Here is a 25,629-nt window from a genome sequence, read left to right as displayed (position 1 = left end):
TTATATTTAATAATATGTGAATTGTAAATATATTTAATTTATTTTTCTTTTTTGGAGAATGTATTTTTATGTTAGTACTTTTGGATATGTTAATAAAAATTTGAAAACACTTAAAAATGTTACACATTCTAAAAAATGGAATTACTGTGCCTATTTTTATTCTATCGTATTTCACTTATATTTGCTATCTGAATAGACACTAAAAACATTTTGACATGTCAGACGATAAGAAAGTAATATTTTCGATGTCTCGCGTAAGTAAAACCTACTCGAGCACGAACAAACAGGTTTTAAAAGACATTTACCTGAGCTTTTTCTACGGTGCTAAAATTGGTATCCTGGGATTAAACGGTTCTGGTAAATCATCCTTATTAAAAATTATTGCCGGAGTAGATAAAAACTACCAGGGTGATGTAGTATTCGCACCAGGTTATACGGTAGGATATTTAGAGCAGGAACCACTATTGGACGAAACCAAAACCGTTATTGAAATCGTACGCGAAGGTGTAGCCGAAACGGTAGCGATTTTGGATGAGTTTAATAAAATCAACGATATGTTCGGTTTACCGGAAGTATACGAAGATGCCGACAAGATGCAGAAGTTAATGGACCGTCAGGCCGAACTTCAGGACAAAATCGATGCGGTAGGAGCGTGGGAATTGGATACCAAACTGGAAATCGCGATGGATGCCTTGCGTACACCGGAGCCGGATACCCCAATCAAAGTATTGTCCGGAGGTGAGCGTCGTCGTGTCGCTTTATGTCGTTTGTTATTACAACAACCGGATGTATTGTTATTGGATGAGCCAACCAACCACCTGGATGCGGAAAGCGTACTATGGTTGGAGCAACACTTACAACAATATGCCGGAACGGTAATTGCCGTAACCCACGACCGTTATTTCCTGGATAACGTAGCCGGATGGATTTTAGAACTGGACCGTGGTGAAGGTATTCCGTGGAAAGGAAACTATTCGTCTTGGTTGGATCAGAAATCAAAACGTATGGAGCAAGAGGAAAAAGTAGCTTCCAAACGTAGAAAAACATTAGAACGTGAGTTAGACTGGGTACGTCAGGGAGCCAAAGGGCGTCAGACCAAACAAAAAGCCCGTTTACAGAACTACGATAAATTATTAAACGAAGACCAAAAAGAACTGGATGAGAAATTAGAGATCTACATCCCGAATGGTCCGCGTTTGGGAACCAATGTAATCGAAGCGAAAAATGTTTCGAAAGCTTTTGGTGACAAACTATTATATGAAAACCTAAACTTTACCTTGCCACAAGCGGGAATCGTAGGAATTATTGGTCCGAATGGTGCCGGTAAATCAACGATCTTCCGAATGATCATGGGAGAAGAAGCACCGGATAACGGAGAGTTTGTTATTGGAGATACGGCCAAGATCGCTTATGTCGATCAGTCGCACTCAAATATCGATCCGAATAAATCCATCTGGGAAAACTTCTGCGACGGTCAGGAATTGGTAATGATGGGTGGCCGTCAGGTAAACTCAAGAGCGTATTTGTCCCGATTTAACTTTGGAGGAAGTGATCAAAACAAAAAAGTTGCAACACTTTCCGGAGGAGAGCGTAACCGTTTGCATTTGGCGATGACCTTAAAAGAAGAAGGAAACGTATTGCTACTGGATGAGCCAACGAACGACTTGGATATCAACACGCTTCGTGCGTTGGAAGAAGGTTTGGAAAATTTCGCCGGATGTGCGGTGGTTATTTCCCACGACCGTTGGTTCCTGGACAGGATTTGTACGCATATCCTGGCTTTCGAAGGCGATTCACAGGTATATTTCTTTGAAGGAAGTTTCTCCGATTACGAAGAAAACAAAAAGAAACGTCTTGGTGGCGATGTAACACCAACACGTATCAAATACAAAAAACTGATCCGAGGATAAGGAAATTAATATGTTATAAAAAACCGCTGCAAAGCGGTTTTTTTTATGCAAATAGTTATTTGTAACGAATATGATTTAAGATCGGTATAAAAAAAGTTATTGGTGTTTTTTTGTATTTTTTTAGGTGTCAAATTCAGTAATTATACGGTAAAAAATTGTCTGACAATATGATATTTGTAAGAAAATTTAATACTACTTTTGGCGCGATTTTTTATTTCTCTAAAATGAGATTAAATATAAAAACAAACATTTTAAACATATGAACAAACTATTACAATTAGGTTTTTTATTGACAGGTTTTTGTGCCTTTTCACAAAACGGAGGCCTGGATCCAACTTTTGGAACGGGAGGAAAAGTAATAACATCCATTAACAGCGGCGCAGATAAAGCACATGGAGTAGCATTACAACAAGATGGTAAAATTGTTGTTGCCGGTTATACGTATAGTAGTGTTTTCGGTGAAGATTTTGCCTGTGTTCGTTATAATGCCGACGGTAGTCTTGATACCACATTTGGAACCAATGGAAAAGTGTCGTTCGATTTACAAGGTGGTAGTGACGACAGAGCCTATTCAATGGACCTACAGATGGACGGAAAAATTGTAATTGCGGGATATTCGGATAATGGAAGTGACAGAGCCGGTGCCGTAATACGCTTAAATACAAATGGAACTCTTGATACGACCTTTGGTACAGGAGGGAAGGCATTTACAAATTTTACTATTTATAATACTGCGGCAAGAGCCGATGAATTTAGAGTTGTTAAAGTGCATCATGTAACCGGAAGCATAGTCGTTGGTGGTACTTCGGTTTTAAATACGAACGAATCCAGAGGAATTTTCGCACGCTATACGGCTTCCGGAATTTTAGATACGACATTTGGGAATAACGGACGATTAATTGATTTGCCATTTCCGGAAAGTAATTCGAATGGATTTACCTTTTGTATAGAAGATTTGGCGTTAAAATCGAACGGAAAAATTACAGCCGTGGGATGGAGTGATGTACCGGGTAACGGATCAATGCAATATTCCAGACAATATGTTTGCCGATTGAATAGCAACGGAACATTGGATACTACTTTTTCTTCCGATGGATTTGCATCCAATTCATTTACAACCAGTGACAATAAAACCAATGCGATGCTTTTAAAACCGGATGATAGTTTCCTTTTTAGCGGTAGTAGCCGATGGTCGTCAACCGATTATAAATATTATTATGGAACAGTAACTGCTAGTGGAACCGTAGCGTTACAAGGTTCTATTGATTTTTCGCCAGGCACTATCGATATGTGTTATGATATGGGAATGGATAGTAATGCTAAAATTATTTTAGCGGGTTCGGCAATTGATGCGACTACGACTACTGCGACGTCTAAATTTGCACTTACACGATTAAATACAGATTATTCGATTGACACAACATTTGGAACTTCTGGTAAGGTAACAACCGATTTTGGTACGAATACCTATAGTGAATCTTTGGCAATGGCAATCCAGTCAGACGATAAAATCATTTTGGTTGGATATACCGGGAATGATTTTGCTGTTGCAAGATATATCGGAAACGGAACATCGCTTTCGACAGACGGATTTAAACAAAACAAATCGATTGTGGTTTACCCAAACCCTGTAGTTGATCAATTAACGATTGATACGAAAAATAACGAATTAATTACAGGAACGGCATATCAGGTTTACGACAGTAACGGAAGAATCGTGATAAACGGAAAAATTACAAATGAAAGTACTACTGTAGCTGTTGATAATTTGGCAGCAGGTATCTATTTACTTAAAGTGAATCAGACTACTGTAAAGTTTGTTAAAAAATAAACAATTCTAAATTTACGATAGAAATTAAAAGAGGCTTTTTAAGCCTCTTTTTTTATACAAACCGTCACCAGATCGGTACTTTCGAGCGGCTGACCATTAACCGTCATTTTGGAATAGTTATGTTGGTGTTCCTGTATAATTTCAAAACCGGCTTTTTCCAGTTGCTCATTTAAAACAACTTCATCGTATAACGCAAAGCCTTCCTGAACAAAATCGACCTGATGTAAGACGCGTTTCGGACGATAACCGATATATAATTTTCCACCGGGTTTTAAAATACGGAAAAGTACGCTCAGGTAGTTTTCCAACGGTTCCCAAAAATAAACCGTATTTAGTGCTATAATATGATCAAATTTATTATCGGGATAGGTGCAGTTTATAATATCGCCATATTCCGGAATTACGGATCCTACAGCAACAAACGAAGCATTATTTTGCAAAGCTTCCTGATGCATTACTTCCGAATAGTCCATTCCGTATAGGGTGATGGCTTTTCCGGGCACGAAATAAGCGGGAAAATGCATGCCGTTTCCATAACCGATTTCTAATACGGTGTCGAGGTCGTTAAGGGTGAGTAACGTAAAAAGGTCGGTATACATCAGACGGTTGGAACGGTTCATATCGCGACCGATCGCAATTCCGGCTGCACCATCCGGTTTTCGCAATTGTTTACAGGTTTCAATAGGAGATAAGGGTTTCATATACATTCATTTAAAATGCGAAGGTATCGATCGGAATGTATAGAACTGTTGTAGTATTTTGAGAAAGAGTTATACTATTTTACGATTGTTGCTCAAAAAATAACACCTGATAGTTTTGAAAACCTGTCAGGTGTGCCTTTTGAAGAAGCCGGCGAAGAATTAGAGAGGCCTGATAGATTTATGATCATCACGATAATAACCTGTCAGGTTTTGGTTTTTAAAACTTCATTTTTTGAATCCGAACGGCATTCAGGATCGCTAATAAAGCGACACCAACATCGGCAAATACGGCTTCCCACATGGTTGCGAGTCCGCCGGCGCCAAGAATCAATATGATTGCTTTTACAATAAAGGCCATACCAATGTTTTGCCATACGATTTGTTTGGTTTTTTTACCAATCGCAATTGCGGTATAAATTTTAGATGGTTGATCATTCTGAATGACGATATCGGCGGTTTCAATAGTCGCATCGCTACCTAGTCCGCCCATTGCAATACCGGCATCGGCCAACGCAATTACAGGAGCATCGTTAACGCCATCGCCCACAAAGGCGAGTTTTAAATTCCGGTCTTTTAATTGTTGTACCTGACGTACTTTATCTTCCGGTAACAAATCGCCATAGGCCGTATCAATGCGCAATTCATTAGCTACTGCCGATACAACGGCTTGTTTATCACCCGATAGCATCACGGTTTGAATGCCCAGTTGGTGAAGATTAGCAATGGTCTGAGACGCATCTTCCTTGATCTCATCCGAAATCAGAAAATAACCGGCATATTGCCCGTCTATGGCAACGGTAATAATGGTATAAGGTGTATTTTCAATAGCCGTATCGTAGGAAATCTTAAATTTTTGAAGCAATTTGACATTTCCGGCCAGAATGGTTTTACCATTTATACGACCTTTTAGTCCGTGTCCTGCAATTTCTTCCACTTCGGTTACGGAAATACCTTTTTCTCCACCATTTGCATACGCAATAATTGCCGTACCTACCGGATGTGTAGAATGTGTTTCCAAAGCAGCGGTATAGTGTACCAGTTCTTGTTCTGTATAGCCCGAAGCAACTACCTCTTGTACCTTAAAAACACCTTTGGTTAATGTTCCGGTTTTGTCCATCACTACGGCCTGAATAGAAGCCATAGTGTCTAAAAACGTAGAGCCTTTAAACAATATTCCGTTTTTACTGGCGGCACCAATTCCGCCGAAATAGCCCAATGGAATAGAGATAACCAGGGCACACGGACAGGAAACTACCAGAAATACGAGTGCGCGGTAGAGCCAGTCGTTAAAATTATAATCGGAAACAAAAAGCATCGGTAACAGGTAAATTCCGATGGCCAGAAACACCACTATAGGGGTGTAGATATTCGCAAATTTACGGATAAACAATTCTGTTGGGGCTTTTTTGGCCGTTGCTTCCTGAACCATCTCCAGGATTTTGGACAATTTACTGTCGGTATACGCAGTTGTTACTTCAACCAAACCGGAAGTGTTGAGGTTGATCATTCCAGCAAGAACCGTGTCACCTTTACGTTTGGTATCGGGTTTACTTTCGCCGGTCAAAGCAGCGGTATTAAAAGTGGCCAAATCGGATAGCAAGATACCGTCCAAAGCTACTTTTTCGCCCGGTTTTAGCTGGATAATTTCACCAATGGTTATGGTTGCTGCTTTTTTCGTTATCGGATTACCATCGACTATAACCGTAGCGGTGTCCGGCCTTTGATCCAATAAGGCTTTAATATTCGATTTTGCACGGGTTACGGCTAGTGTCTGGAACAGTTCTCCGATTGCATAAAACAGCATTACGGCTACACCTTCGGGATATTCTCCGATATAGAAAGCCCCCAGTGTTGCGATCGACATCAGGAAGAATTCGGTAAAAAAGGCTCCGTTACGCATGTTTTGGATCGCTTCTTTTAGTACCGGCCAGCCTACGGGTAAATAGGCTAATACGTACCATCCTATACGAACCCAACCGGTGAATACTGCGATAGGGAAGTAGTTATCTATTCCAATTGCGATCATTAGCAATACGAACGACAGGATTGCCGGCAGAAACATTTTCCATCCGGCAGCCTCATCGTGATTGTGATCGTGTCCATGATCATGGTCGTGATCATGAGTTTGTTTTTTGGGGTTATTTTTTTTAGCAGCAACAGAACAGCAATCTGCTCCGTTTGTAGCGTGTTTGTGTGTTTCATTTTTCATAATACTTCCGGATTAGGAATAAAAATGATCATCCGTTTTTTATACTTTGCAGCAACCGTCTAAGGCTTCATAAGCTTTTGGATCGGCCTTCACATCGTCGGCATCATAACCCAGCTGACTAATAGCAGTTCGTATAGTAGGAAGATCTGTTTTTTTGGCGTTAAAAAATACGGTAATGGTCATTTCTTTTTCATTAAGCGCTACCATTTGTACTCCTTTCTGACGGATTAGTTTTTTTTCAAACAATTGTCCGCAGGTTTCACATTCTTTACAATGATCACAGGTGATAGTTGTTTTAATAACAGCTTTTTGTGCCTGTGCGTTTACTGTAAATGAAGTAAGCATCATAAAGGTAATTAAAAATAAAATTCTCATTTTGTTCGGATTAAGGGTTATAAAAAACGTTTTACTTTTTGCTTGTATTTTGGATAATCAACCGGATGTTGCTTTGCCAGAAAGGCTTCTTCCAGTCGTACCTGTACTTGAATAATAAAATAAGTCGCTAGTGCTGTAAAAAATGTCAAGGCATTGGGAACTATCATAAAAAGCCCTAAGATACTAATGATCATTCCTAAAAAGATAGGATTTCGGCTTATTCCGAAAATACCGTTGGTACGCAATTCGGTTTTATGCATTTCATCTATACCGATTCTCCATGAATTTTGCATCTGATATTGTGCGATCATCACCCATAACAAGGCGATATGAATCAGGAATAGCCCGATAATTTTTAGATATTCGTTTTCAAGATAGGGTACCGGAACAGAATAATGATACAGTTTGCCACCAAAGGAAAAGAGCACTACTGCGATAAACAGTAGTACAATTAAAAATTTCATAACAAAACCGATATAATCATGGGCGTTATCCCGATTCCCGAACGTTACCGGATTAATACCGGTTTGTTTATACGTTCGATAGGTAGGAATCACAAAAGTTACCAATAGATATAACAAAAGGTAAACGGGTAAGTATATTTTTAAAAAGTTTTCCATTTTTTTTGATTTAATGCGAATGACCGCCACCACCTTCTGTTTTTAATAGATGACTTTGGATATAATAAGCGCCTTTTAAAACAATTTTAGCATCAGGAGCGACTTTTGTTAATGGCGTAACCTGAATATAGCCCAATTGCGAAGTTCCGGTTTTTACTTCCACTCGGCGGAAATGAAAACGGTTTCCTTCGGCGTCATCATGCTTATGGCCATCGTCATGGGAATGTCCTTTTTCCGTATCGTGTTCCGGTTCTTCATGGCCTTTTTCCAGGACAAACATAAATTCACGACCATCTGCCTTTACAATAGCTTCCACTGGTAGGGCATTAACGGTATTTGTCCCGATATCGATTAACGCGTTGACATACATTCCCGGAATCAATGCGTTTTTCTCGTTATTGATGTCGGCATGTACTGCGACTGATTTGGTTTCATTTTCAAATGCCTTACCGATACTAAAAATCGTTCCCCTAATTACGGTATTGTCCTGATTGGTAAGTACTAATTGTACATTCTGACCCTGTTTTACTTTATGCAGATCTTTTTCGTAAACCAATAAGTCGACATGTAATTTAGAATTGTCCACAATGCTAAGAATCGGTTTACCGACTTCGACATTACTTCCTATTTTTACATTAATTTCGGTCGTATAACCCGAAATAGGGGCCAATATGGGAACCGTAGCCACAGCCGTATTACCCGATTGTATATTAAGAACGCTTAACTGTTGTTTTAAAGAATTAAAACGCGCCTTTTCGATCTGGTATTCCGCTTTTGTTTTCTGGAATACTTTTTTCGAATTGACTTCTTCCTCACTTAGTGTTTTTTGTCTTTCGAACTCCTGACTTAAAAATTCAAGATTGCTTTTCGATGTCAGATACGCTTCCTGCAATTTAGTGAATTCCGGGCTTTCTATGGTTGCCAGAACCTGACCTTTTCGTACAAATTGTCCTTCGATCACCGAAATCGTTTTAACAACACCCTGTAAATGAACCGAAACATCGGCCTGGTTTTGTGGTGGCAGTTTGGTATAACCGTTGGCGTTAATAACTTCGCTAAGGTTTTTTAGAGAATAGGTTCCCAATGTTACGCCGGCTGCTTTAAATTGGGCTTCATTCAATTCAACTTCTTTATCCGCTCCGGGTTTTTCCGCAGTTTCCGTTTGGGTATGATCATGACCGTCTTCACTGCTATGATCATGGCGTAAACTGAAATACAATACGGTTCCGATAATTAGAAGGCCGGCAATATTGAGGTATAGTATATGGAATTTTTTCATGGTATTATTGATGGATTAAATACTGGATATTAATCGCAGTTTGATTGTAATTGTGGATGGCATTGCTGTAATTCAGTCGGATGGTTAAGGCGGTTTCGATGCTTTGAACGTATTCTACATACGAAATATCACCGTTTTGATAGGCCTTTGTCGCATTGGTACTGATTTTTTTAGCATTTGGTAAAGCGGTACCCTGATAATAATCGACCAGAGACTGATAGGTTTTTAATTCTTCAAACTGTTGTTGGAACTGACTTTTTAACTGACTTTCGACATAAGCGGCATTTTTTTGCTGCATTTCGATATTGCTTTGAGCGGCTTTGGTTTTAGCAACGGTACTACCGGCAAAAATCGGAATAGCAATACCTACCGAAAACGTCTGAAAACGCAAGGCATTGTCATAGTCTACACTTTGTCCGTTTATTTCCTGAGTACCAGTAATGGATTGAATCGCATAGCCCGCGGTAATATCCGGGAAAAAAGCGGACTTTTCGACCTTTTTGGCTGCTTCGGCAATCTGAATTTGTTGCGCCGCCAATTGCAGGTTGCTGTTCTGTTTTAATCGCGAACTGTCGGCTACTGCCAATGTCACCATCGGAGCAAAAACAGTATCAGCAGGAGTGAAGTCGGAATCCCTGTTGATCAGGGTTTTGATTTTTGACTTTTCCACCCATAATTTGGCTTCGTTTTGTTTGATCAGTTGTTGTAATTCCTGTTGCTTGGCAATCGCAATGGTCTTTTCGAGTGAATTACTTTCACCTGTTTGGAATTTTAGGGAAGCCGATCGTACAAATTTTTCCATCAATAGGTTTTGTTGGTTCAGCAATTGGTTTTGTTTGGTATAAAACAACATGGTATTCCATGCCTGACGGATGTTAAACGTGATATCCTGTTGTGTGGCTTTGACTTTTAATTGTCCGGCGACATTGTTTTCGTTGAGCCATTTCTTTTTGGCACCATATTGAAACGGGTTAAAGCTTTGGGAAACGCCAAAATTTTTATCCTTAGCATTCGAATTAATCTGTCCAAACGTACCGGATAATTCGGTTTTCGGAATCTCAAAAGCCGAACGCGTCAACTGATTGTGCATCTTGCTTTCCAGTTCGGAAGCCTGAATGCCCAGGTTGTTTTTTATACCCGTTTCGACCACTTCTTTTAATGATAGATTTGTTTGTGCAGTAGTGTTTATAGGTTTGATAATTAATGCTAAAATAGCTATTATGTGAATAGTATGTTTAAATAAAATACTATCCGTTTTTATATTGAATGTCATCTTCATAACGCGTTATTTTCCGGATTATCCGTATTATTTTTTGGAGTTTCTTTTTCAAAATAGAGATACAAAATCGGAAGTACAATTAAGGTTAGCAAGGTTGCTGTTACCAATCCGCCAATAACCACGGTTGCCAATGGTTTTTGCACTTCGGCACCGGCACTGGAACTGATTGCCATCGGAAGAAAACCTAATGAAGCCACAGCTGCGGTCATAATTACCGGTCGTAGTCGCACTTTGGTTCCTTCGCGAATCCGGTCGTAAATATTGGTCATTCCTTCATTTTTTAACTGGTTAAAATAACCGATCAGTACAATTCCGTTGAGTACGGCGACACCAAATAGGGCGATAAAGCCCACTCCGGCTGAAATACTAAAAGGCATATCCCGTAACCAAAGTGCAAAAACACCACCGATTGCGGCCAATGGAATTGCTGTGAAAATCAATATAGATTGGTGTACTGATTTAAAAGTAAAGTATAAGAGAATAAAGATCATAGCTAATGCTACCGGAACGGCTACTGCAAGTCGTTTATTGGCTTCAATAAGGTTTTCAAACTGACCACCATAGGTCACATAGTAGCCATCCGGAAGTTTAAGTCGGGCATCAAGTTTTTGCTGGATTTTTTCCACGACCGATTTGACATCCGTACCACGTACGTTAAAACCAACCACGATACGACGCTTACCATCTTCACGACTAATTTGCATTGGTCCATCCTCATAATTAATATCAGCAACCTGTTCCAGCGGAATCTGATTTCCGGACGGCAAGGTGATATAAAGAGCCTTTAAATTGGAAATATCCTGACGACTGTCGCTTTCCAGACGTACCACAAGATCAAAGCGTTTTTCACCTTCATAGACCAATCCGGCAGCTTCACCGGCAAATCCCATTCGGATTACTTTATTCAGATCACCGATTTTTAAACCGTATAATGCCATTTTGTCCTTATTGTAGCGAACAGTAATTTGCGGTAAACCGGCCACACGTTCCAGTTTGGCATCCGAAACGCCCGGTATTCCCTGGATCAGCTGCATTACTTCGTCTCCTTTGCTAACGAGCATATCGATATCTTCACCAAAGATTTTAATGGCGACATCGCTTCGTACGCCAGTCATCAACTCGTTAAAACGCATTTGAATCGGTTGGGAAAACTCGGTTGTTGCGCCCGGAATATCTTCCAACGCCTTTTCCATTTTTTCCATCAGCTCTTCTTTAGTCGTAGCCGAAGTCCATTCGTCTTTGTCTTTTAGAAGAATGATCATATCGCCGGCTTCTATCGGCATCGGATCGGTTGGAATTTCGGCACTACCGATTTTCGTTACAATCATTTTGATTTCGGGGAATTTGGCTTTTAAAATCTGCTCGGCTTTGGTAGTCGCTTCGACTTCCTGCGATAACGAACTTCCAGAAGCGATGATCAGATGTGTCGCGATATCACCTTCGTCTAACGTCGGAATAAATTCGCCGCCCAGTGTATTGAAAAGGAGTAATGCCGCAGCAAATAAAGCAACCGCCACACCGATAATAACGGCTTTGGCACGTAAGGCTTTTTCTAAAATGGGTGCATAAAAGTGATATAGTTTTTCAATAATCGTATCGCTGATATTCTTTTTATGTCCGGTTTCTTTTTTAAGGACGAGTGCACTCATCATTGGGACATAGGTTAATGACAAAATGAAGGCTCCTAAAATGGCAAAAGATACCGTTTGTGCCATTGGTCCAAACATTTTTCCTTCGATGCCAACCAAGGCGAGGATCGGTAAATACACAATCAGGATAATGATTTCCCCGAAAGCCGCGCTACTACGGATTTTGGAAGCCGCCTGAAAAACTTCTTCGTTCATCTGTTGTTTGGTGAGTGCGCCCTTACGACCTACCTGCAATCGGTGAATAATCGCTTCGACTATAATGACGGCTCCGTCTACAATTAGTCCAAAATCGATCGCTCCAAGGCTCATCAGGTTACCGCTAACGCCAAACAAACGCATCATCGAAATGGCAAATAGTAACGAAAGTGGAATAACCGAAGCGACAACCAGGCCGGCGCGCCAGTTTCCGAGTAGTAAAACCAGGATAAAAATTACAATTAAGGCGCCTTCAATCAGGTTTTTCTCTACCGTGGAGATCGCTTTATTGACCAATTGGGTACGATCCATAAAGGGCTCGATTGAAACACCTTCAGGAAGCGATTTTTTAATCTGCTCCATTTTTTCCTTTACACGGGTTACCACCTGACCGCTGTTTTCGCCTTTTAGCATCATCACCATACCGCTCACTTCTTCGCCTTTGCCGTCTTTGGTCACAGCGCCGTAACGAATACTACTGCCAATGCGGACCTGGGCTACATCGCGGATAAGGATTGGAATACCATTTTGGTTTTTAACCACGATTTTATTGATGTCGTCGATACCGTTTACCATTCCGATACCACGGATAAAATAGGCATACGGTTTTTTGTCGATATAAGCACCGCCGGTATTTTCATTGTTGACTTCGAGGGCATCGAATATCTCCGAAATGGTGGTATTCATACTTTTCAGCTTGTCGGGCTGAACGGCAATTTCATATTGTTTCAGGTAACCGCCAAGCGTGTTAACTTCCGCGACACCTTTGGTACCGATTAATTGTGGCTTGATGATCCAATCCTGAATGGTACGCAGTTGTGTAGCATCGTATTTTTCTTCATAACCTTTTTCAGGGAAAACCACATATTGGTAGATTTCACCCAAACCGGTACTCACCGGAGCCATTTCGGGCGATCCGACACCTCTTGGGATGGTGTTTTCGGCTTCTTTAAGACGTTCCGAAATTTGAGCGCGCGCCCAGTAAATATCGGCACTTTCCTCAAAAACAACGGTTACAACACTCAGTCCAAAGCGGCTGATGGAGCGCAATTCGACGATTTTTGGAATCGGTTTTACCGCCTGTTCGATCGGGTAGGTAATAAATTGTTCGACCTCCTGGGTAGCCAGTGTAGGGGAACTGGTGATGATCTGTACCTGATTATTGGTAATATCGGGTAAAGCGTCAATAGGGAGGGTGTAGGCCGAATAGCCACCCACCGCTACTAATATAAGGGTAAATAGTCCAACAATAAATTTATTGTTGATACTAAAATGAATTATTTTATCAAGCATGTTTTGGTATAATATAAATAAGAATAGGCAGGAAATGCCTGTATCGGGTAGCAATGCTACATGACTTCTTACCCCGCTATTGCAGGGTTATTATACCAATTGAGGGGGTTGCCAGATACTACCATAGTAACCGGAATAGAATACGGACTGGTAACTTGGTGTAGGTGTTGTAATTACAGGAGTGATTGGTTGTACTGCGAAAGCAATTACAGGAGCATAATTCATAATTTGCGCTCCGCAACAGTTGCATACACAAAATGGAGAACACAAATCGCCTTGTTTTTCGTGCGAATGTCCTTCATGGTCAACAGGTGTTTCGTTTTGTACCCGGAAATGGGTATGACCCGTCGCTGCATCCGCACAAGGTATGCTGGCGAGCAGGACAAAGTAGAACGATAAAAGGACTGTTAACCATTTCATGACGGTAAAGATACATTATTTTTAGGATGAACAAGAGGGCTGTCTTTACTTTTTACAAAAGTGTCCAAACTGATGAAAACGAAATTCTTTGTAAAGAGGATTGTGTGAATCAAAATAATAGTGCATTTTGAGTGTAAAAGTATCGGTCTAAAAGTTAATTAGTAATAAAAATCTTTATTTTTGAGTACGATTTTTAGAAACCTTATGGAATATCAGATTTTAGAACAACTCTGGACGCGGGCTTTATATCCTGAAAAAGCCAATCCGGAAAGTTGGAATCAGGAATTGGAAACGCTTTACCGCTATGGTATCGGAATAGAAGAAGTCATGCGTTACCTGTATTTTGAAAAACCGGAATTGCATCAGTTTTACGATTGGATCGCAAGCCGTCATACCGATGACAGATTGCAATCGGAAACAATGACAACGGATGTTTTATCGGAAGCCGATTTGCAATTTTGGGAAACCAATGGTTATGTGGTTGTGCGAAATGCTATTTCGGAAGAAGATTGTAACGCCACCGTTCGCGCCATATGGGAATTTTTAGATCGAAAACCGGAAGATCGTGACGGTTGGTACCGACAGCATGAAGGACAAAGAGGCTTGATGCTGACTTTTTCCGATCATCCGATACTAAACAAAAACCGTAGTTCCGAACGTATTCGCAAAGCGTATGAACAATTATATGGCACGGATAAAATTTTTAAAACCATCGATAAAGTAAGCTTTAATCCGCCGGAAACCGATTCGTATCACTTTTTAGGAAGTCCGCTGCATTGGGATGTCAGCTTAAAACAACCGATTCCGCTTGGATTACAGGGCTTGTTGTATCTTACGGATTGCGGGCCGGAAGATGGTGCTTTTCATTGCGTACCCGGTTTTCATAACGAAATAGGCAAATGGATGTCAGGTTTAAAAGAAGAGGAGAACCCGCGGGAAGTTGCTTTACAAACTTTAGAAGCCATTCCGGTTACCGGAAAAGCAGGCGATTTTGTGATCTGGCATCAGGCTTTACCGCATTGTGCGAGTGCTAACCACGGAACAAAACCGCGAATGGTACAATATCTGACGTATTTCCCGGAGCAATACGAAACCGCATCGGAATGGATATAGCGAAAGGCGTGAAAAATAACGATAAACCGGGATTAGTTTTATAATAAATTTAACCTCGTTGAGTTCTTAAAACAATAAATTGCAGTAGAATTACTAAACCAAGCACATATGAGCACGATTAAAATACTTTGGGTAGATGACGAGATTGATTTGTTAAAGCCGCACATATTATTTCTGGAGAAAAAAGGATATAGCGTTACAACCTGTAACAACGGTCAGGATGCAATCGATATATTCGACGAAGAAAATTTCGATATTGTTTTTCTGGATGAGAACATGCCTGGTTTAAGCGGACTGGAGACGTTGTCCGAAATTAAAGAGAAAAAATCGGCGGTACCGGTGATTATGATCACGAAAAGTGAAGAAGAATATATCATGGAAGAAGCAATTGGTTCTAAGATAGCCGATTATCTGATCAAGCCGGTAAATCCAAATCAGATTTTATTAAGTCTTAAAAAAAACCTGGATCATTCCCGACTGATTTCCGAAAAAACGACGCTGGATTATCAGAAGGAATTCCGGAAAATTGCTATGGATATGGCGATGGTGAATTCTTTTGAAGATTGGATTGACCTGTACAAACGATTGGTGTTTTGGGAAATGGAACTCGAAAATATCGAAGACCAGAGTATGGTCGAAATTTTGGAAAGTCAGAAGTTGGAAGCCAATTCTCAATTCGGTAAATTTATCGAAAAGAACTACCAAAGTTGGTTTGATCCGAAAGCCGATGCGCCCATAATGTCCCATCAGTTATTTAAAGAAATGGTGGTGCCTGAAATCCGTAAAAAAGAAGCACCGATATTATTTGTGGTGATCGACAACTTACGTTATGATCAATGGAAAGCCTTTGAAGGCGTCGTAAACAATCATTATAAACTGGAAAAAGAGATTAGTTATTATTCGATTTTACCAACGGCAACACAATATGCCCGTAATGCGATATTCTCCGGATTATTGCCCTTGGATATGGAAAAAATGTATCCGCAATACTGGAAAAACGATGTGGACGAAGGCGGTAAAAATCTGTTCGAAGGCGAATTTTTAGCGGAACAGTTAAAACGACTGCGTATCGACATCAAACAGGAATACTATAAAATTACGAATTTTAAAGACGGTAAAAAGCTGGTCGATAACTTTAAGACCTTAAAAAATAATGATCTGACCACGATTGTCTACAATTTTGTGGATATGTTATCCCATGCGAAAACCGAAATGGATGTTGTAAAAGAGTTGGCATCGAACGACAAAGCCTATCGTTCGTTAACGCTGAGCTGGTTCCGAAATTCGCCGTTACTGGAAATTATACAGCAGGCGCAACAACTGGGATTTAAGTTGATATTAACCACCGACCACGGAACCATTAACTGTAAAAACCCATCGAAAGTAATTGGTGACAAAAATACAAGTTTGAACCTACGTTATAAAACCGGTCGAAGTCTGACGTATGAAGATAAAGATGTGTATGCGGTAAAAGATCCGAAGAAAATTGGTTTGCCGGCGATCAATATGAGTAGTTCGTATATTTTTGCCAAAAATGACCTGTTTTTGGCGTATGTAAACAATTATAATCATTATGTGAGTTACTACCGCAATACGTACCAACACGGGGGAATCTCGCTAGAGGAGATGATCATTCCATTGTTGATCTTTAATCCGAAATAAAAAACAGAAAGGGCTAAAAAAGCCCTTTTTTGATCCGATTTAATGTAGGAAATTATGTAATATCGTTTGAATAAAATAATTATATTTGTTCAATATGGAGAGCAGTATGCAAAGAACTTTCGCGCTGGAAGAGATTCAGGATGTGGCCCGACAAATCTTGTCACAAAACCTGAAAAAAGTAGTTACGTTTCATGCCGAAATGGGTGTGGGAAAAACGACATTGATCAAAGCTTTGGTCAGTGAATTAGGCGTGCGGGATATGGCGAGTAGCCCGACTTTTTCACTGGTTAACGAATACGAAGGTCACAATGGTGAACGCATTTATCATTTCGATCTGTATCGGTTGCATACCGAAGAGGAAGCGTACGATATGGGAATCGACGAATATTTCTATTCGGGTGACTGGTGTTTTATTGAATGGCCGGAAAAAACACCCAATCTGATTCCGATCGATCATGCGGCTATCCATATAAAATTACTACCAGGCGGTAAGCGGTTACTGGAACTGCGAAATTAGCCTGTAAGTCAGTCATTAATAAGTTATTTATCACAAAAAAAGTTGTACATTAGTGCAAATTATTGCGTAAAATCATGTCATTGACCCCATTTACCAGACAACAATTACTTCCACAAGAAGAAAAGTTAGAAATCGCCAAACAAAAAGGTGAACTTTTTATCGGGATACCCAAAGAGATCTCTTACCAGGAACGAAGAATATGTCTGACACCGGATGCGGTTAATTCGCTGACATTTCACGGGCATCGCGTTTTGATTGAGTCCGGAGCAGGGGAGAGTTCCAGTTTTACGGATCGGGAATATAGCGAGGCGGGTGCGGAAATTACAAAAGATCGAAAAAAGATTTTTAGTTGTCCGATGATTTTAAAAGTAGAGCCACCTACGATAGATGAAATTCACCTGATGAATCCGCAAACACTGGTGATTTCGGCAATACAGCTTAAAACGCAACGCAAAGCTTATTTTGAAGCTTTGGCTGAAAAAAGAGTCACCGCACTGGCATTTGAATTTATCCGGGATGAAGACGGCTCGTATCCGGCGGTAAAATCGCTAAGTGAAATTGCCGGTACCGCATCGGTACTGATCGCGGCAGAGTTGATGATCAACCAATCATTTGGGAAAGGACTTTTACTGGGAAATATAACCGGCGTACGTCCCACAGAAGTTGTAATCCTTGGTGCGGGAACCGTAGCCGAATATGCAGCGCGGACAGCCATCGGATTAGGCGCTAGTGTAAAAGTATTTGACAATTCGATTACCAAACTACGCCGATTACAAAATACCTTAAACCAACGTATCTTTACGTCTACCATACAAGAAAAATCACTACTAAAATCTTTAATGCGTTGCGATGTAGCCATCGGATGTATGAAAGGGAAGAACCGCGCTCCGATTATCGTATCGGAAACGATGGTCGAAAATATGAAACGTGGTGCCATTATTATCGATGTCAGTATTGATACCGGTGGTTGCTTTGAAACGTCAGAAATCACCACGCACGAAAAGCCGACTTTTATCAAGCATAATGTGGTGCATTATTGTGTGCCGAATATACCATCGCGCTATTCCAAAACAGCTTCGATGTCGATTAGTAATATTATTACGCCGTTCCTGCTTCAAATTGCCGAAGATGGCGGTGTGGAAAGTGCGATCCGTTGCAATCGCTCGCTAAAGAACGGGATTTACTTTTATCACGGTATTCTGACCAACCGATCGATATCCGATTGGTTTTCGATTCCGTACCGCGATATCAACCTGATTGTTTTTTAGCAACTGTTGTTTGGCATAGCGCTAAACAAATAGTACTTTTGCAGCAAATTAAAAGATTATGAAATTCAAATTCCGTCTGGCGTATTATTTATTTGGTTTATTATTGGGATCGATGTTCCTGGCATTTTTCTTTAAAGAGAAAAAAACGGAGTTTTGCTATTTGCCCAACTGTCGGGTTTTAAAGGATCTGAGAAGTAAGCCGATTACGTATTCGGATGCAACCACGGCAAAATTTGCTGAAAATTGGGTGTCATTAGAGGATATTAAAAAGACCTTACAGCATGGAGATGTCGATTTTTCAAAAAGTAACGTTCCTATGGATAAAGGAAAGTTATATATTGTTGAAGGTAGAAATGCTAAGAATGAGGATATTATAGTAGAGGTGATCAATTATAGCGACAGGGTGGTCGTAAAAGATGTAAAAAAAGAGTAATTATTTTTTTAAAACACTTGTAAAGTCGAATAACTTGTCTATATTTGCACCCGCAATCAGCAACAAGTATGTTGGTTGAAACATAAGGGCGATTAGCTCAGCTGGTTCAGAGCACCTCGTTTACACCGAGGGGGTCGGGGGTTCGAACCCCTCATCGCCCACAGAATTTAAAAACTCCAACAGAAATGTTGGAGTTTTTTTGTTTTATGCCTTTTGGGATTGGCTCAGTTGGTTTGGAGCATTCCGATTTTATCGGAAGTGGTCGGGGGTTCGAACCCCTCATCGCCCACAGAATTTAAAAACTCCAACAGAAATGTTGGAGTTTTTTTGTTTTACATCTTTTGGGATTAGCTCAGTTGGTTTGGAGCATTCCGATTTTATCGGAAGTGGTCTGGGGGTCGAACCCCTCATCGCCCACAGAATTTAAAAACTCCAACAGAAATGTTGGAGTTTTTTTGTTTTATATTTTGTCCCGTCCTGAAATATAGATACAAAAAAAAGTATTCCAATGGAAGGAGACAACAATTAATATAGCTCGGAAAAATCTATATTATTGACTTTTTATATTTTGGTTTTCAATAAATAAAAATTGAAACATATTTTAAAAGTATCCTCTGGATAATAAAAATTAATAATAAATTTATCCTGAATTTTATTTTTTTAAAATGATTAAAAAGGCTTATATTCAAGAATATGGGAATCGTAAAACGGAACCTGAATTTGAAGGGGTAAAAAAGGTTTTGGAATCAAGAGGGATTGACTGTGAGTTTTTTACGATCAAACGCCTTCTACGTGATCAGTTGCAGATTAATAGAGAAACTTTTGTAGTTGGTGATCACATCAGTATGTCACATATTTTCAAAAAACGAAGCACCCAGTTACCATCATCATATCCTGAAAGCCTAAGAAAATATCTAAAGAGAAATATTTGGGAAACGACTGTAAGAAAATTAATAATGAATGGTAACGATGATTTAATTAATGTTTTCGTGAAACCGAAATCTAAAGCCAAACTTTTCACCGGTTTTGTGATCCAATCGAATTATGATCTTCTCAATTTACAATCGCTTCCAAAAGAGACGGAATTATTCTGTTCACCTGTCGTAGAATGGCTTTCCGAATTTCGAGTTTTTGTTAATGAATCTGAAATAGTAGGGATAAAAAATTACAGTGGAAATGAAACTATCCAATTGAATATGGATACAGTAGAGACAGCTATTAAAGAGTTTGAAAATTCAAATGAAAGAACAAGTGGTTATGGAATTGATTTTGGAATTCTGAAAAACGGAGAAACTGCTTTGGTAGAGTGGAATGATGGTTTTGCGTTAGGTTCTTATGGTTTAGAAAAAGAAATTTATACGGATTTGATCTTGAAAAGATGGGAGGAAATTACACAATGTGATAAATTGAATTCATAAACTCTACCAAGTTTCAATTGTTATAAAACCATAGGATAATATACTACTATTTTGATAACTTATGAATAGAATAAAAGCGTTTTTGGATAACTTAATTCAAACAGACTGGGTCCGTTTTAATAAAATGGACAATGGATTAAAGCAATCGGAAGTATACAACGAAATTTTAGATGATTTTAAAAAGTTAGTTCGAATTGAAGCCGAAAACGAAAATTTCAATTTTAGTGAATTGTATGTGTTACTAAAGTCATACCAAAATGACATTTCAGAATTACCGTTTATGGGGAAATTCTACATTTTAGTCAACCCGCGTTTGCTAACCGGACAACTCACAAAAATTGCAGAAGAAATAGAATTTCATTTGGCGAAAGACAATTGTAAAGAGGCGGTTTGCGATTGTGAAATCAAATGCAAATACAACCAAATCCCTACTATAGCGCATTTGATTAAAGTTGGCTTTGGCTGTGATGGCTATTACAATTACATAATTTATGAATGTTCAAAGTGTAGTTTTAAATGGAGTTCCTATACAAGTGATGATTCCGCCGGGAATACAGTATTTGAAAAATGGAATGAAGAAGAGTTTCCCAATAATAATAACCATTGTAATTAACAACTGATTTCGTTCTTAAAAAATACTCCGTTTATTCCAATCTCTCAGATTCTTTTTTTATAAAATTCCCGATGTTGCGAAGAGCAGCGTTATATACCTTTACAATATGACAGCAAAAGACTTATTATATAAAATTTTAGATTATCAATATTTGTGGGCACTTCCTCATAATAAGAATAGTAAACCGGCAAATCTCAGACTAGAACAAATGGAGTCATTACTTGACGCATTCGGACTTGCAAAAAAAAATATAGATCCCCTTGTTCAAATAAAAGATTTCATTTCAGGTGATAAGGAAAGTGTGGACAGAGCGAAACGGTTAAAAAAGTTGACCAATCTGGATTATTTAGTACAAGGTGAGTTCCTTTATGACCGAGAAGATCATGAAAATGCAGTGCTATCTGAAAAAGTCAGAGAGACTATCATTTCACTGTATCCGAACATGACAGCGCATATTAATGAAAGACCGATAAATATAAGTTGGTTGTATAATAATTTGTTCCTTTTTAGAAAGGAAGTTTATAAACTGACGTATCCAAACGGAGGGATGGCAGAAGGTTTTTCTGCCGGGTTGCATTATAGTTTTTATCTGCAAAACAAATTAAAGACATGTATTACAGACAACTTAAATGAAATAGACGAAACACTTTGGTTAATTCTAGATCCTGCTAAACGAGATATAGATATGAACACTTTAGTAAGTCAATACAATTATATAGATCACGATTTCAAAGCAATAGACTTTGACTGGGAGATGGAAAATTACTGATCTGATTACATTTGATCGTCTATGTCGGACGTAACTGTAATTTTATGAGAAATACCATTTATGATATAGTGATAATAGTAAGCAGCTCAAAGACGCAATCAGCTTAAAGAGAATGAAATGTACAAATACACTTCATCCGGGATCTGGTTCTTCAAAACTTTTAAGTGCGTTTTTCCTGTTGGTATTTTCGATATATTTGTGAGGATCAATACTAAAAAATCAGACATGGAGTCAGATAATTATTCCATTACTAAAAATAAGCTGGAAAAGGAAATCTTAAAACGGACTTCCTATATGAACAATGCAAAATGGTTTAAATTCTTTTCAGCAATTGAAAACGAAAAAATTACAATCCATGCGGCATACATCAAATTCCTACTGACAGACCGAACGTATGCATTCCATTTTGGTGGATTTGACAAAACAGGTTTTGGTGACGTGAGTGAATTAGGACCCTTTACATTCAAAGAAATAGAATGGATAACAATTCCAGCAAAACACGAAATAGAGCGTTGGAACAGGAATGAAAAACTGACATCCGAAGTTATTACCCAACCAATAGATCAACTTGAAAAAATCTTAAATCTTTTGGGACAATTTGAGTATGATATAACGGAAGACGGACTAAAAATCTACGGATATAAATAGCTGTAAAACAGACTGTCAACGTATTAGAAATCGTATAAAAAGCAATTTATGAATGCAACACTTCTCAACAAACAAAAAATTATAGCAATTGAAAGTCAGCTTCTCGAAGCGATGAAGAGTAGCAATATTGAAATCCTGGATCAATTGCTACATGATGATTTGCTTTTTGTTCTTCCCAATGGTGACGTCATTACCAAGCAAATGGATTTGGAAACGCACCAATCCGGAAACCTGGTTTTAGAAGAAATCATTTCATCAATAGATGCCATAACACAAATCGGTGAAAACGTAGTGGTTACGTTGTCTTCTAAGATTAAAGGGAAAATGTCGGAGCAGCACTTCGAAGGGAATTTTCGTTATCTACGGGTTTGGAAACTATTCGATGATCAACTAAAAGTTATAGCCGGAAGTTGTACTGCCCTATAAAATAGCATGAGAAAAATTACAATAGATGATGCGGTCTATTTATGGAAAAGAGAGCATCTCCATTTAATAGCAGGCGAACACTGTAAATGCATTGAAAAGGTTGTGCTTTATCTCGAAGGATATAAAAAATCGCCGCTTCAATTATTCTTTCGGGAAGAGGATAATCTAAAGTTTAAAACCGATATCGAAAAAGAAAAATGGTGCGTTGGTTATCCGGATGAAGGCGTGATTTGGTTGTACAAAAAACAACCTCTTTTAGCGGATAACGAACCGAACTCCGATAATCAGGAGCAAACGATTGAAATCAATTTGAATCGTCCGGCTGTTATTACTGCGTTGATCCGATATTTTCTTCAAACCGATTGGAATCCTAAACAAAGTACGAGACCCTATATAATTAAAGATGCGTTGCAATTTCTGGAGATAATTGTATTGCCAAAAGGTATAAAATGAGTACCGAGACTACAAGTATTTTAGGGAATAGGTCGATGGGATGTCTTCCATGCCCGGCACTTAAAAAAAATAACGCCATTGGAAACAATGGCGTTATTTTTACATTAATAATTATTTATGGTATACGTCTTATTTTTATTTGAAACGATTATGGATAATCAGACTAAATCGAATCGGTCAAGATTTAATACTTTATTCCAGACCTTTATAAAATCATTTACAAATTTTTCCTGAGCATCAGTACTTGCGTATACTTCTGCTATAGCTCTTAATTCTGAATTTGATCCAAAAACAAGATCGGCACGTGTTGCCATCCATTTAGGTTGACCAGTAGTTCGATCGTTTCCGGCATATAATTCTTGATCATTCGAAACCGCTCGCCATTGTGTATTCATATCAAGGAGATTTATAAAAAAGTCATTGGTAAGCTGCCCCGGGCGATGTGTAAAGACCCCGTTTTTGGTACCATCAGCATTGATATCCAAAACACGAAGTCCTCCTAAAAGTACTGTCAATTCTGGTGCCGTAAGGGTTAATAAATTTGCTTTATCAATAAGAAGTACTTCTGTCGAAACGGTCGATTTTATTTTACGGTAATTTCTAAAACCATCTGCTTTAGGTTCAAGATAGCCAAATGATACAACATCCGTTTGTTCTAAAGAGGCGTCCATACGACCCGGAGCGAAAGGCACTACAACCATATATCCTGACGCTTTAGCTGCTTTTTCGACTCCTGCACAACCCGCTAAAACGATTAAGTCGGCGAGTGAAACTTTTTTTCCATCCTTTTGTGAAGCATCAAACGCTGTTTTGATAGTTTCCAGTTTGTCTAAAACCTGTTTAAGTTGTGCGGGATTATTGATCTCCCAGTCTTTTTGAGGCGCCAGTCGTATACGCGCACCATTTGCGCCTCCACGCTTATCGGATCCTCTAAAGGTAGATGCCGAAGCCCATGCCGTTCCTACCAATTGAGATATACTGAGCCCTGAATTTACTATTTCTTCTTTTAATTGAATTATATCGTTCTCATCGATTAATTTGTGGTTGATCTCTGGAATAGGATCTTGCCATAATAATACTTCCTGAGGAACGTCAGGTCCGAGATAACGGGTACGTGGTCCCATATCCCGATGTGTCAATTTAAACCATGCGCGTGCAAAGGCATCTGCAAAAGCATCAGGGTTTTCGAGAAAACGACGTGATATTTTTTCATAAACAGGATCTAATCTTAACGATAAGTCAGTGGTAAGCATTGTCGGCAGGTGTTTTTTTGTACTATCAAAAGCATCCGGAATAATTGCTTCGGCATTTTTAGCGACCCATTGATGCGCACCGGCCGGGCTTTTGGAGAGCTCCCATTCAAAGCCAAACAAATTTTCGAAAAAGTTATTACTCCACTGTGTTGGTGTTTTTGTCCAGGTCACTTCCAATCCGCTTGTAATGGCATCAGAACCTTTTCCCGAACCAAAACTATTTTTCCAACCCAAACCTTGTAGTTCGATATCAGCTGCTTCTGGTTCTTTGCCTACATGGTCAGAAGAAGCAGCTCCATGGGTTTTGCCAAACGTGTGACCACCTGCTATTAATGCGACTGTTTCTTCATCGTTCATGGCCATGCGTTCAAACGTATCCCTTATATCTTTTGCTGCGGCAATAGGATCCGGATTTCCATCAGGACCTTCAGGATTCACATATATAAGTCCCATTTGTACTGCAGCAAGAGGGTTTTCCAGATTTCTACTGTGAATAGTACCATTGGCATTGTCATCTGATGATACAACGCCATGATCTTTCGGTATACCTCCGGAACCGTTTTTATAACGCTCATCTCCACCTAACCAGGTAGTTTCAGAACCCCAGTAAACCGATTCATCCGGTTCCCATACGTCAGCTCGTCCACCTGCAAAACCAAATGTTTTAAAGCCCATAGATTCCAGAGCGACATTTCCAGTTAGTATGATCAAATCAGCCCAGGAAATTTTTTGACCATATTTTTGTTTTATCGGCCACAGCAATCTTCTTGCTTTATCAAGGCTCACATTATCCGGCCAGCTATTAAGAGGCGCAAAACGCTGTTGTCCTGCTCCCGCACCACCACGTCCGTCCTGTACCCGATATGTTCCTGCGCTATGCCATGCCATTCTAATGAAAAGACCGCCATAGTGACCAAAATCTGCCGGCCACCAATCTTGTGAATCCGTCATGAGTTCCTGTAAATCTTTCTTTACAGCTTCAAGATCAAGACTTTTAAAAGCTTCATGATAATTAAAATCCTGATCCATCGGATTTGACAATGCTGAATTTTGTCTCAGGATATTAACCTTTAATTGCTTTGGCCACCAATCACGGTTTTTTGTACCTGTCGCGGCTTCATTATTTGTGTTCCCATTATGAAAAGGGCACTTGCTAATGTCGTTTGGTTGATTTTCCATATTTAGAATATTTTATTTTGATACTAATTTACAAACTAAACAAAGAGGATATTATCAGTAGCGATAATAAATAAATCTTATTTTATAGATAAAATCTATTGAATGAATAGTAGAAA

At 39.2% G+C, this 25,629-nt stretch carries 22 protein-coding genes and 3 tRNA genes; 16 read left to right on the top strand and 9 right to left on the bottom strand.

Annotation, left to right across the window (positions count from 1 at the left end; translation table 11 throughout):
* Nucleotides 1-215: 215 nt before the first annotated feature.
* Both ettA and ABFU83_RS07145 read left to right on the top strand, forming a co-directional pair.
* Nucleotides 216-1,910 carry an energy-dependent translational throttle protein EttA gene (gene ettA, locus ABFU83_RS07150; protein ID WP_347069852.1) on the top strand — a complete coding sequence of 565 codons (1,695 nt, stop codon included), beginning with the start codon at nucleotides 216-218 and terminating at the stop codon, nucleotides 1,908-1,910.
* A 259-nt stretch (nucleotides 1,911-2,169) separates the two neighbouring features.
* Entirely contained in the window at nucleotides 2,170-3,741 is a 1,572-nt protein-coding gene (locus ABFU83_RS07145; protein WP_347069851.1) for a T9SS type A sorting domain-containing protein, read from the top strand.
* Between the two features lie 38 nt (nucleotides 3,742-3,779).
* Here the strand turns inward: ABFU83_RS07145 and ABFU83_RS07140 are convergent, their stop codons facing one another.
* The 8 genes from ABFU83_RS07140 to ABFU83_RS07105 form a co-directional block, all read right to left on the bottom strand.
* Nucleotides 3,780-4,442, bottom strand: a complete 663-nt coding sequence (locus ABFU83_RS07140) for a methyltransferase domain-containing protein (protein WP_347069850.1) — start codon at nucleotides 4,440-4,442, stop codon at nucleotides 3,780-3,782.
* 217 nt (nucleotides 4,443-4,659) lie between these two features.
* Nucleotides 4,660-6,651 carry a heavy metal translocating P-type ATPase gene (locus ABFU83_RS07135; RefSeq protein ID WP_347069849.1) on the bottom strand — a complete coding sequence of 664 codons (1,992 nt, stop codon included), beginning with the start codon at nucleotides 6,649-6,651 and terminating at the stop codon, nucleotides 4,660-4,662.
* A 39-nt stretch (nucleotides 6,652-6,690) separates the two neighbouring features.
* On the bottom strand, nucleotides 6,691-7,026 hold the full coding sequence (locus ABFU83_RS07130) for a cation transporter (protein ID WP_347069848.1): 336 nt from the start codon (nucleotides 7,024-7,026) through the stop codon (nucleotides 6,691-6,693).
* A 17-nt stretch (nucleotides 7,027-7,043) separates the two neighbouring features.
* Nucleotides 7,044-7,646: an isoprenylcysteine carboxylmethyltransferase family protein gene (locus ABFU83_RS07125; protein ID WP_347069847.1), complete on the bottom strand. Its 603-nt coding sequence runs from the start codon at nucleotides 7,644-7,646 to the stop codon at nucleotides 7,044-7,046.
* Nucleotides 7,647-7,656: 10 nt separating this feature from the next.
* Nucleotides 7,657-8,925, bottom strand: a complete 1,269-nt coding sequence (locus ABFU83_RS07120; RefSeq protein WP_347069846.1) for an efflux RND transporter periplasmic adaptor subunit — start codon at nucleotides 8,923-8,925, stop codon at nucleotides 7,657-7,659.
* A 4-nt stretch (nucleotides 8,926-8,929) separates the two neighbouring features.
* Complete coding sequence (locus ABFU83_RS07115; RefSeq protein WP_347069845.1) at nucleotides 8,930-10,204, bottom strand: TolC family protein; 1,275 nt, start codon at nucleotides 10,202-10,204, stop codon at nucleotides 8,930-8,932.
* Nucleotides 10,201-13,341 carry a CusA/CzcA family heavy metal efflux RND transporter gene (locus ABFU83_RS07110; RefSeq protein WP_347069844.1) on the bottom strand — a complete coding sequence of 1,047 codons (3,141 nt, stop codon included), beginning with the start codon at nucleotides 13,339-13,341 and terminating at the stop codon, nucleotides 10,201-10,203. Before ABFU83_RS07110 ends, ABFU83_RS07115 begins: the two co-directional genes overlap by 4 nt.
* 90 nt (nucleotides 13,342-13,431) lie before the next feature.
* Nucleotides 13,432-13,761, bottom strand: coding sequence for a DUF6660 family protein (locus ABFU83_RS07105; RefSeq protein WP_347069843.1), 330 nt, complete (start codon nucleotides 13,759-13,761; stop codon nucleotides 13,432-13,434).
* Between the two features lie 180 nt (nucleotides 13,762-13,941).
* On the opposite strand from ABFU83_RS07105, the gene ABFU83_RS07100 reads away from it, so the two are divergent.
* The 14 genes from ABFU83_RS07100 (at nucleotide 13,942) to ABFU83_RS07035 (ending at nucleotide 23,081) form a co-directional block, all read left to right on the top strand.
* Entirely contained in the window at nucleotides 13,942-14,874 is a 933-nt protein-coding gene (locus ABFU83_RS07100) for a phytanoyl-CoA dioxygenase family protein (RefSeq protein WP_347069842.1), read from the top strand.
* 108 nt (nucleotides 14,875-14,982) lie between these two features.
* Nucleotides 14,983-16,536 (top strand): bifunctional response regulator/alkaline phosphatase family protein, encoded by a 1,554-nt coding sequence (locus ABFU83_RS07095; RefSeq protein ID WP_347069841.1) that lies wholly within the window; start codon nucleotides 14,983-14,985, stop codon nucleotides 16,534-16,536.
* Nucleotides 16,537-16,642: 106 nt separating this feature from the next.
* Entirely contained in the window at nucleotides 16,643-17,053 is a 411-nt protein-coding gene (tsaE, locus tag ABFU83_RS07090; RefSeq protein ID WP_347069840.1) for a tRNA (adenosine(37)-N6)-threonylcarbamoyltransferase complex ATPase subunit type 1 TsaE, read from the top strand.
* A 74-nt stretch (nucleotides 17,054-17,127) separates the two neighbouring features.
* The gene (locus ABFU83_RS07085) at nucleotides 17,128-18,321 is read left to right on the top strand and encodes an alanine dehydrogenase (protein WP_136401342.1); all 1,194 of its coding nucleotides are present in this window, start codon (nucleotides 17,128-17,130) and stop codon (nucleotides 18,319-18,321) included.
* A gap of 58 nt (nucleotides 18,322-18,379) precedes the next feature.
* A complete protein-coding gene (locus tag ABFU83_RS07080; protein WP_347069839.1) occupies nucleotides 18,380-18,754 on the top strand; it encodes a DUF4258 domain-containing protein in 375 nt (124 codons plus the stop codon).
* Between the two features lie 86 nt (nucleotides 18,755-18,840).
* Nucleotides 18,841-18,915 (top strand) — tRNA-Val (locus tag ABFU83_RS07075).
* Nucleotides 18,916-18,969: 54 nt separating this feature from the next.
* Nucleotides 18,970-19,043 (top strand) — tRNA-Lys (locus ABFU83_RS07070).
* 54 nt (nucleotides 19,044-19,097) lie between these two features.
* Nucleotides 19,098-19,171, top strand: a tRNA-Lys gene (locus ABFU83_RS07065).
* A gap of 248 nt (nucleotides 19,172-19,419) precedes the next feature.
* Nucleotides 19,420-20,172 (top strand): ATP-grasp domain-containing protein, encoded by a 753-nt coding sequence (locus ABFU83_RS07060; protein WP_347069838.1) that lies wholly within the window; start codon nucleotides 19,420-19,422, stop codon nucleotides 20,170-20,172.
* A gap of 61 nt (nucleotides 20,173-20,233) precedes the next feature.
* A complete protein-coding gene (locus ABFU83_RS07055; RefSeq protein ID WP_347069837.1) occupies nucleotides 20,234-20,785 on the top strand; it encodes a hypothetical protein in 552 nt (183 codons plus the stop codon).
* 106 nt (nucleotides 20,786-20,891) lie between these two features.
* Nucleotides 20,892-21,554, top strand: a complete 663-nt coding sequence (locus tag ABFU83_RS07050) for a hypothetical protein (protein WP_347069836.1) — start codon at nucleotides 20,892-20,894, stop codon at nucleotides 21,552-21,554.
* Between the two features lie 225 nt (nucleotides 21,555-21,779).
* Nucleotides 21,780-22,202, top strand: a complete 423-nt coding sequence (locus ABFU83_RS07045) for a DUF6678 family protein (protein WP_347069835.1) — start codon at nucleotides 21,780-21,782, stop codon at nucleotides 22,200-22,202.
* A gap of 48 nt (nucleotides 22,203-22,250) precedes the next feature.
* Entirely contained in the window at nucleotides 22,251-22,628 is a 378-nt protein-coding gene (locus tag ABFU83_RS07040; RefSeq protein ID WP_347069834.1) for a nuclear transport factor 2 family protein, read from the top strand.
* 6 nt (nucleotides 22,629-22,634) lie between these two features.
* Nucleotides 22,635-23,081: a hypothetical protein gene (locus tag ABFU83_RS07035; RefSeq protein ID WP_347069833.1), complete on the top strand. Its 447-nt coding sequence runs from the start codon at nucleotides 22,635-22,637 to the stop codon at nucleotides 23,079-23,081.
* 158 nt (nucleotides 23,082-23,239) lie between these two features.
* Here ABFU83_RS07035 and katG read toward each other — a convergent pair whose 3' ends face one another.
* A complete protein-coding gene (katG, locus tag ABFU83_RS07030) occupies nucleotides 23,240-25,513 on the bottom strand; it encodes a catalase/peroxidase HPI (RefSeq protein ID WP_347069832.1) in 2,274 nt (757 codons plus the stop codon).
* Between the last annotated feature and the right edge of the window lie 116 nt (nucleotides 25,514-25,629).

The sequence above is a fragment of the Flavobacterium sp. WV_118_3 genome (assembly GCF_039778605.1).
Taxonomy (GTDB): domain Bacteria; phylum Bacteroidota; class Bacteroidia; order Flavobacteriales; family Flavobacteriaceae; genus Flavobacterium.
Note: the sequence above shows the minus strand (reverse complement) of the source record. Positions and strands in the feature narration are given on the sequence as shown.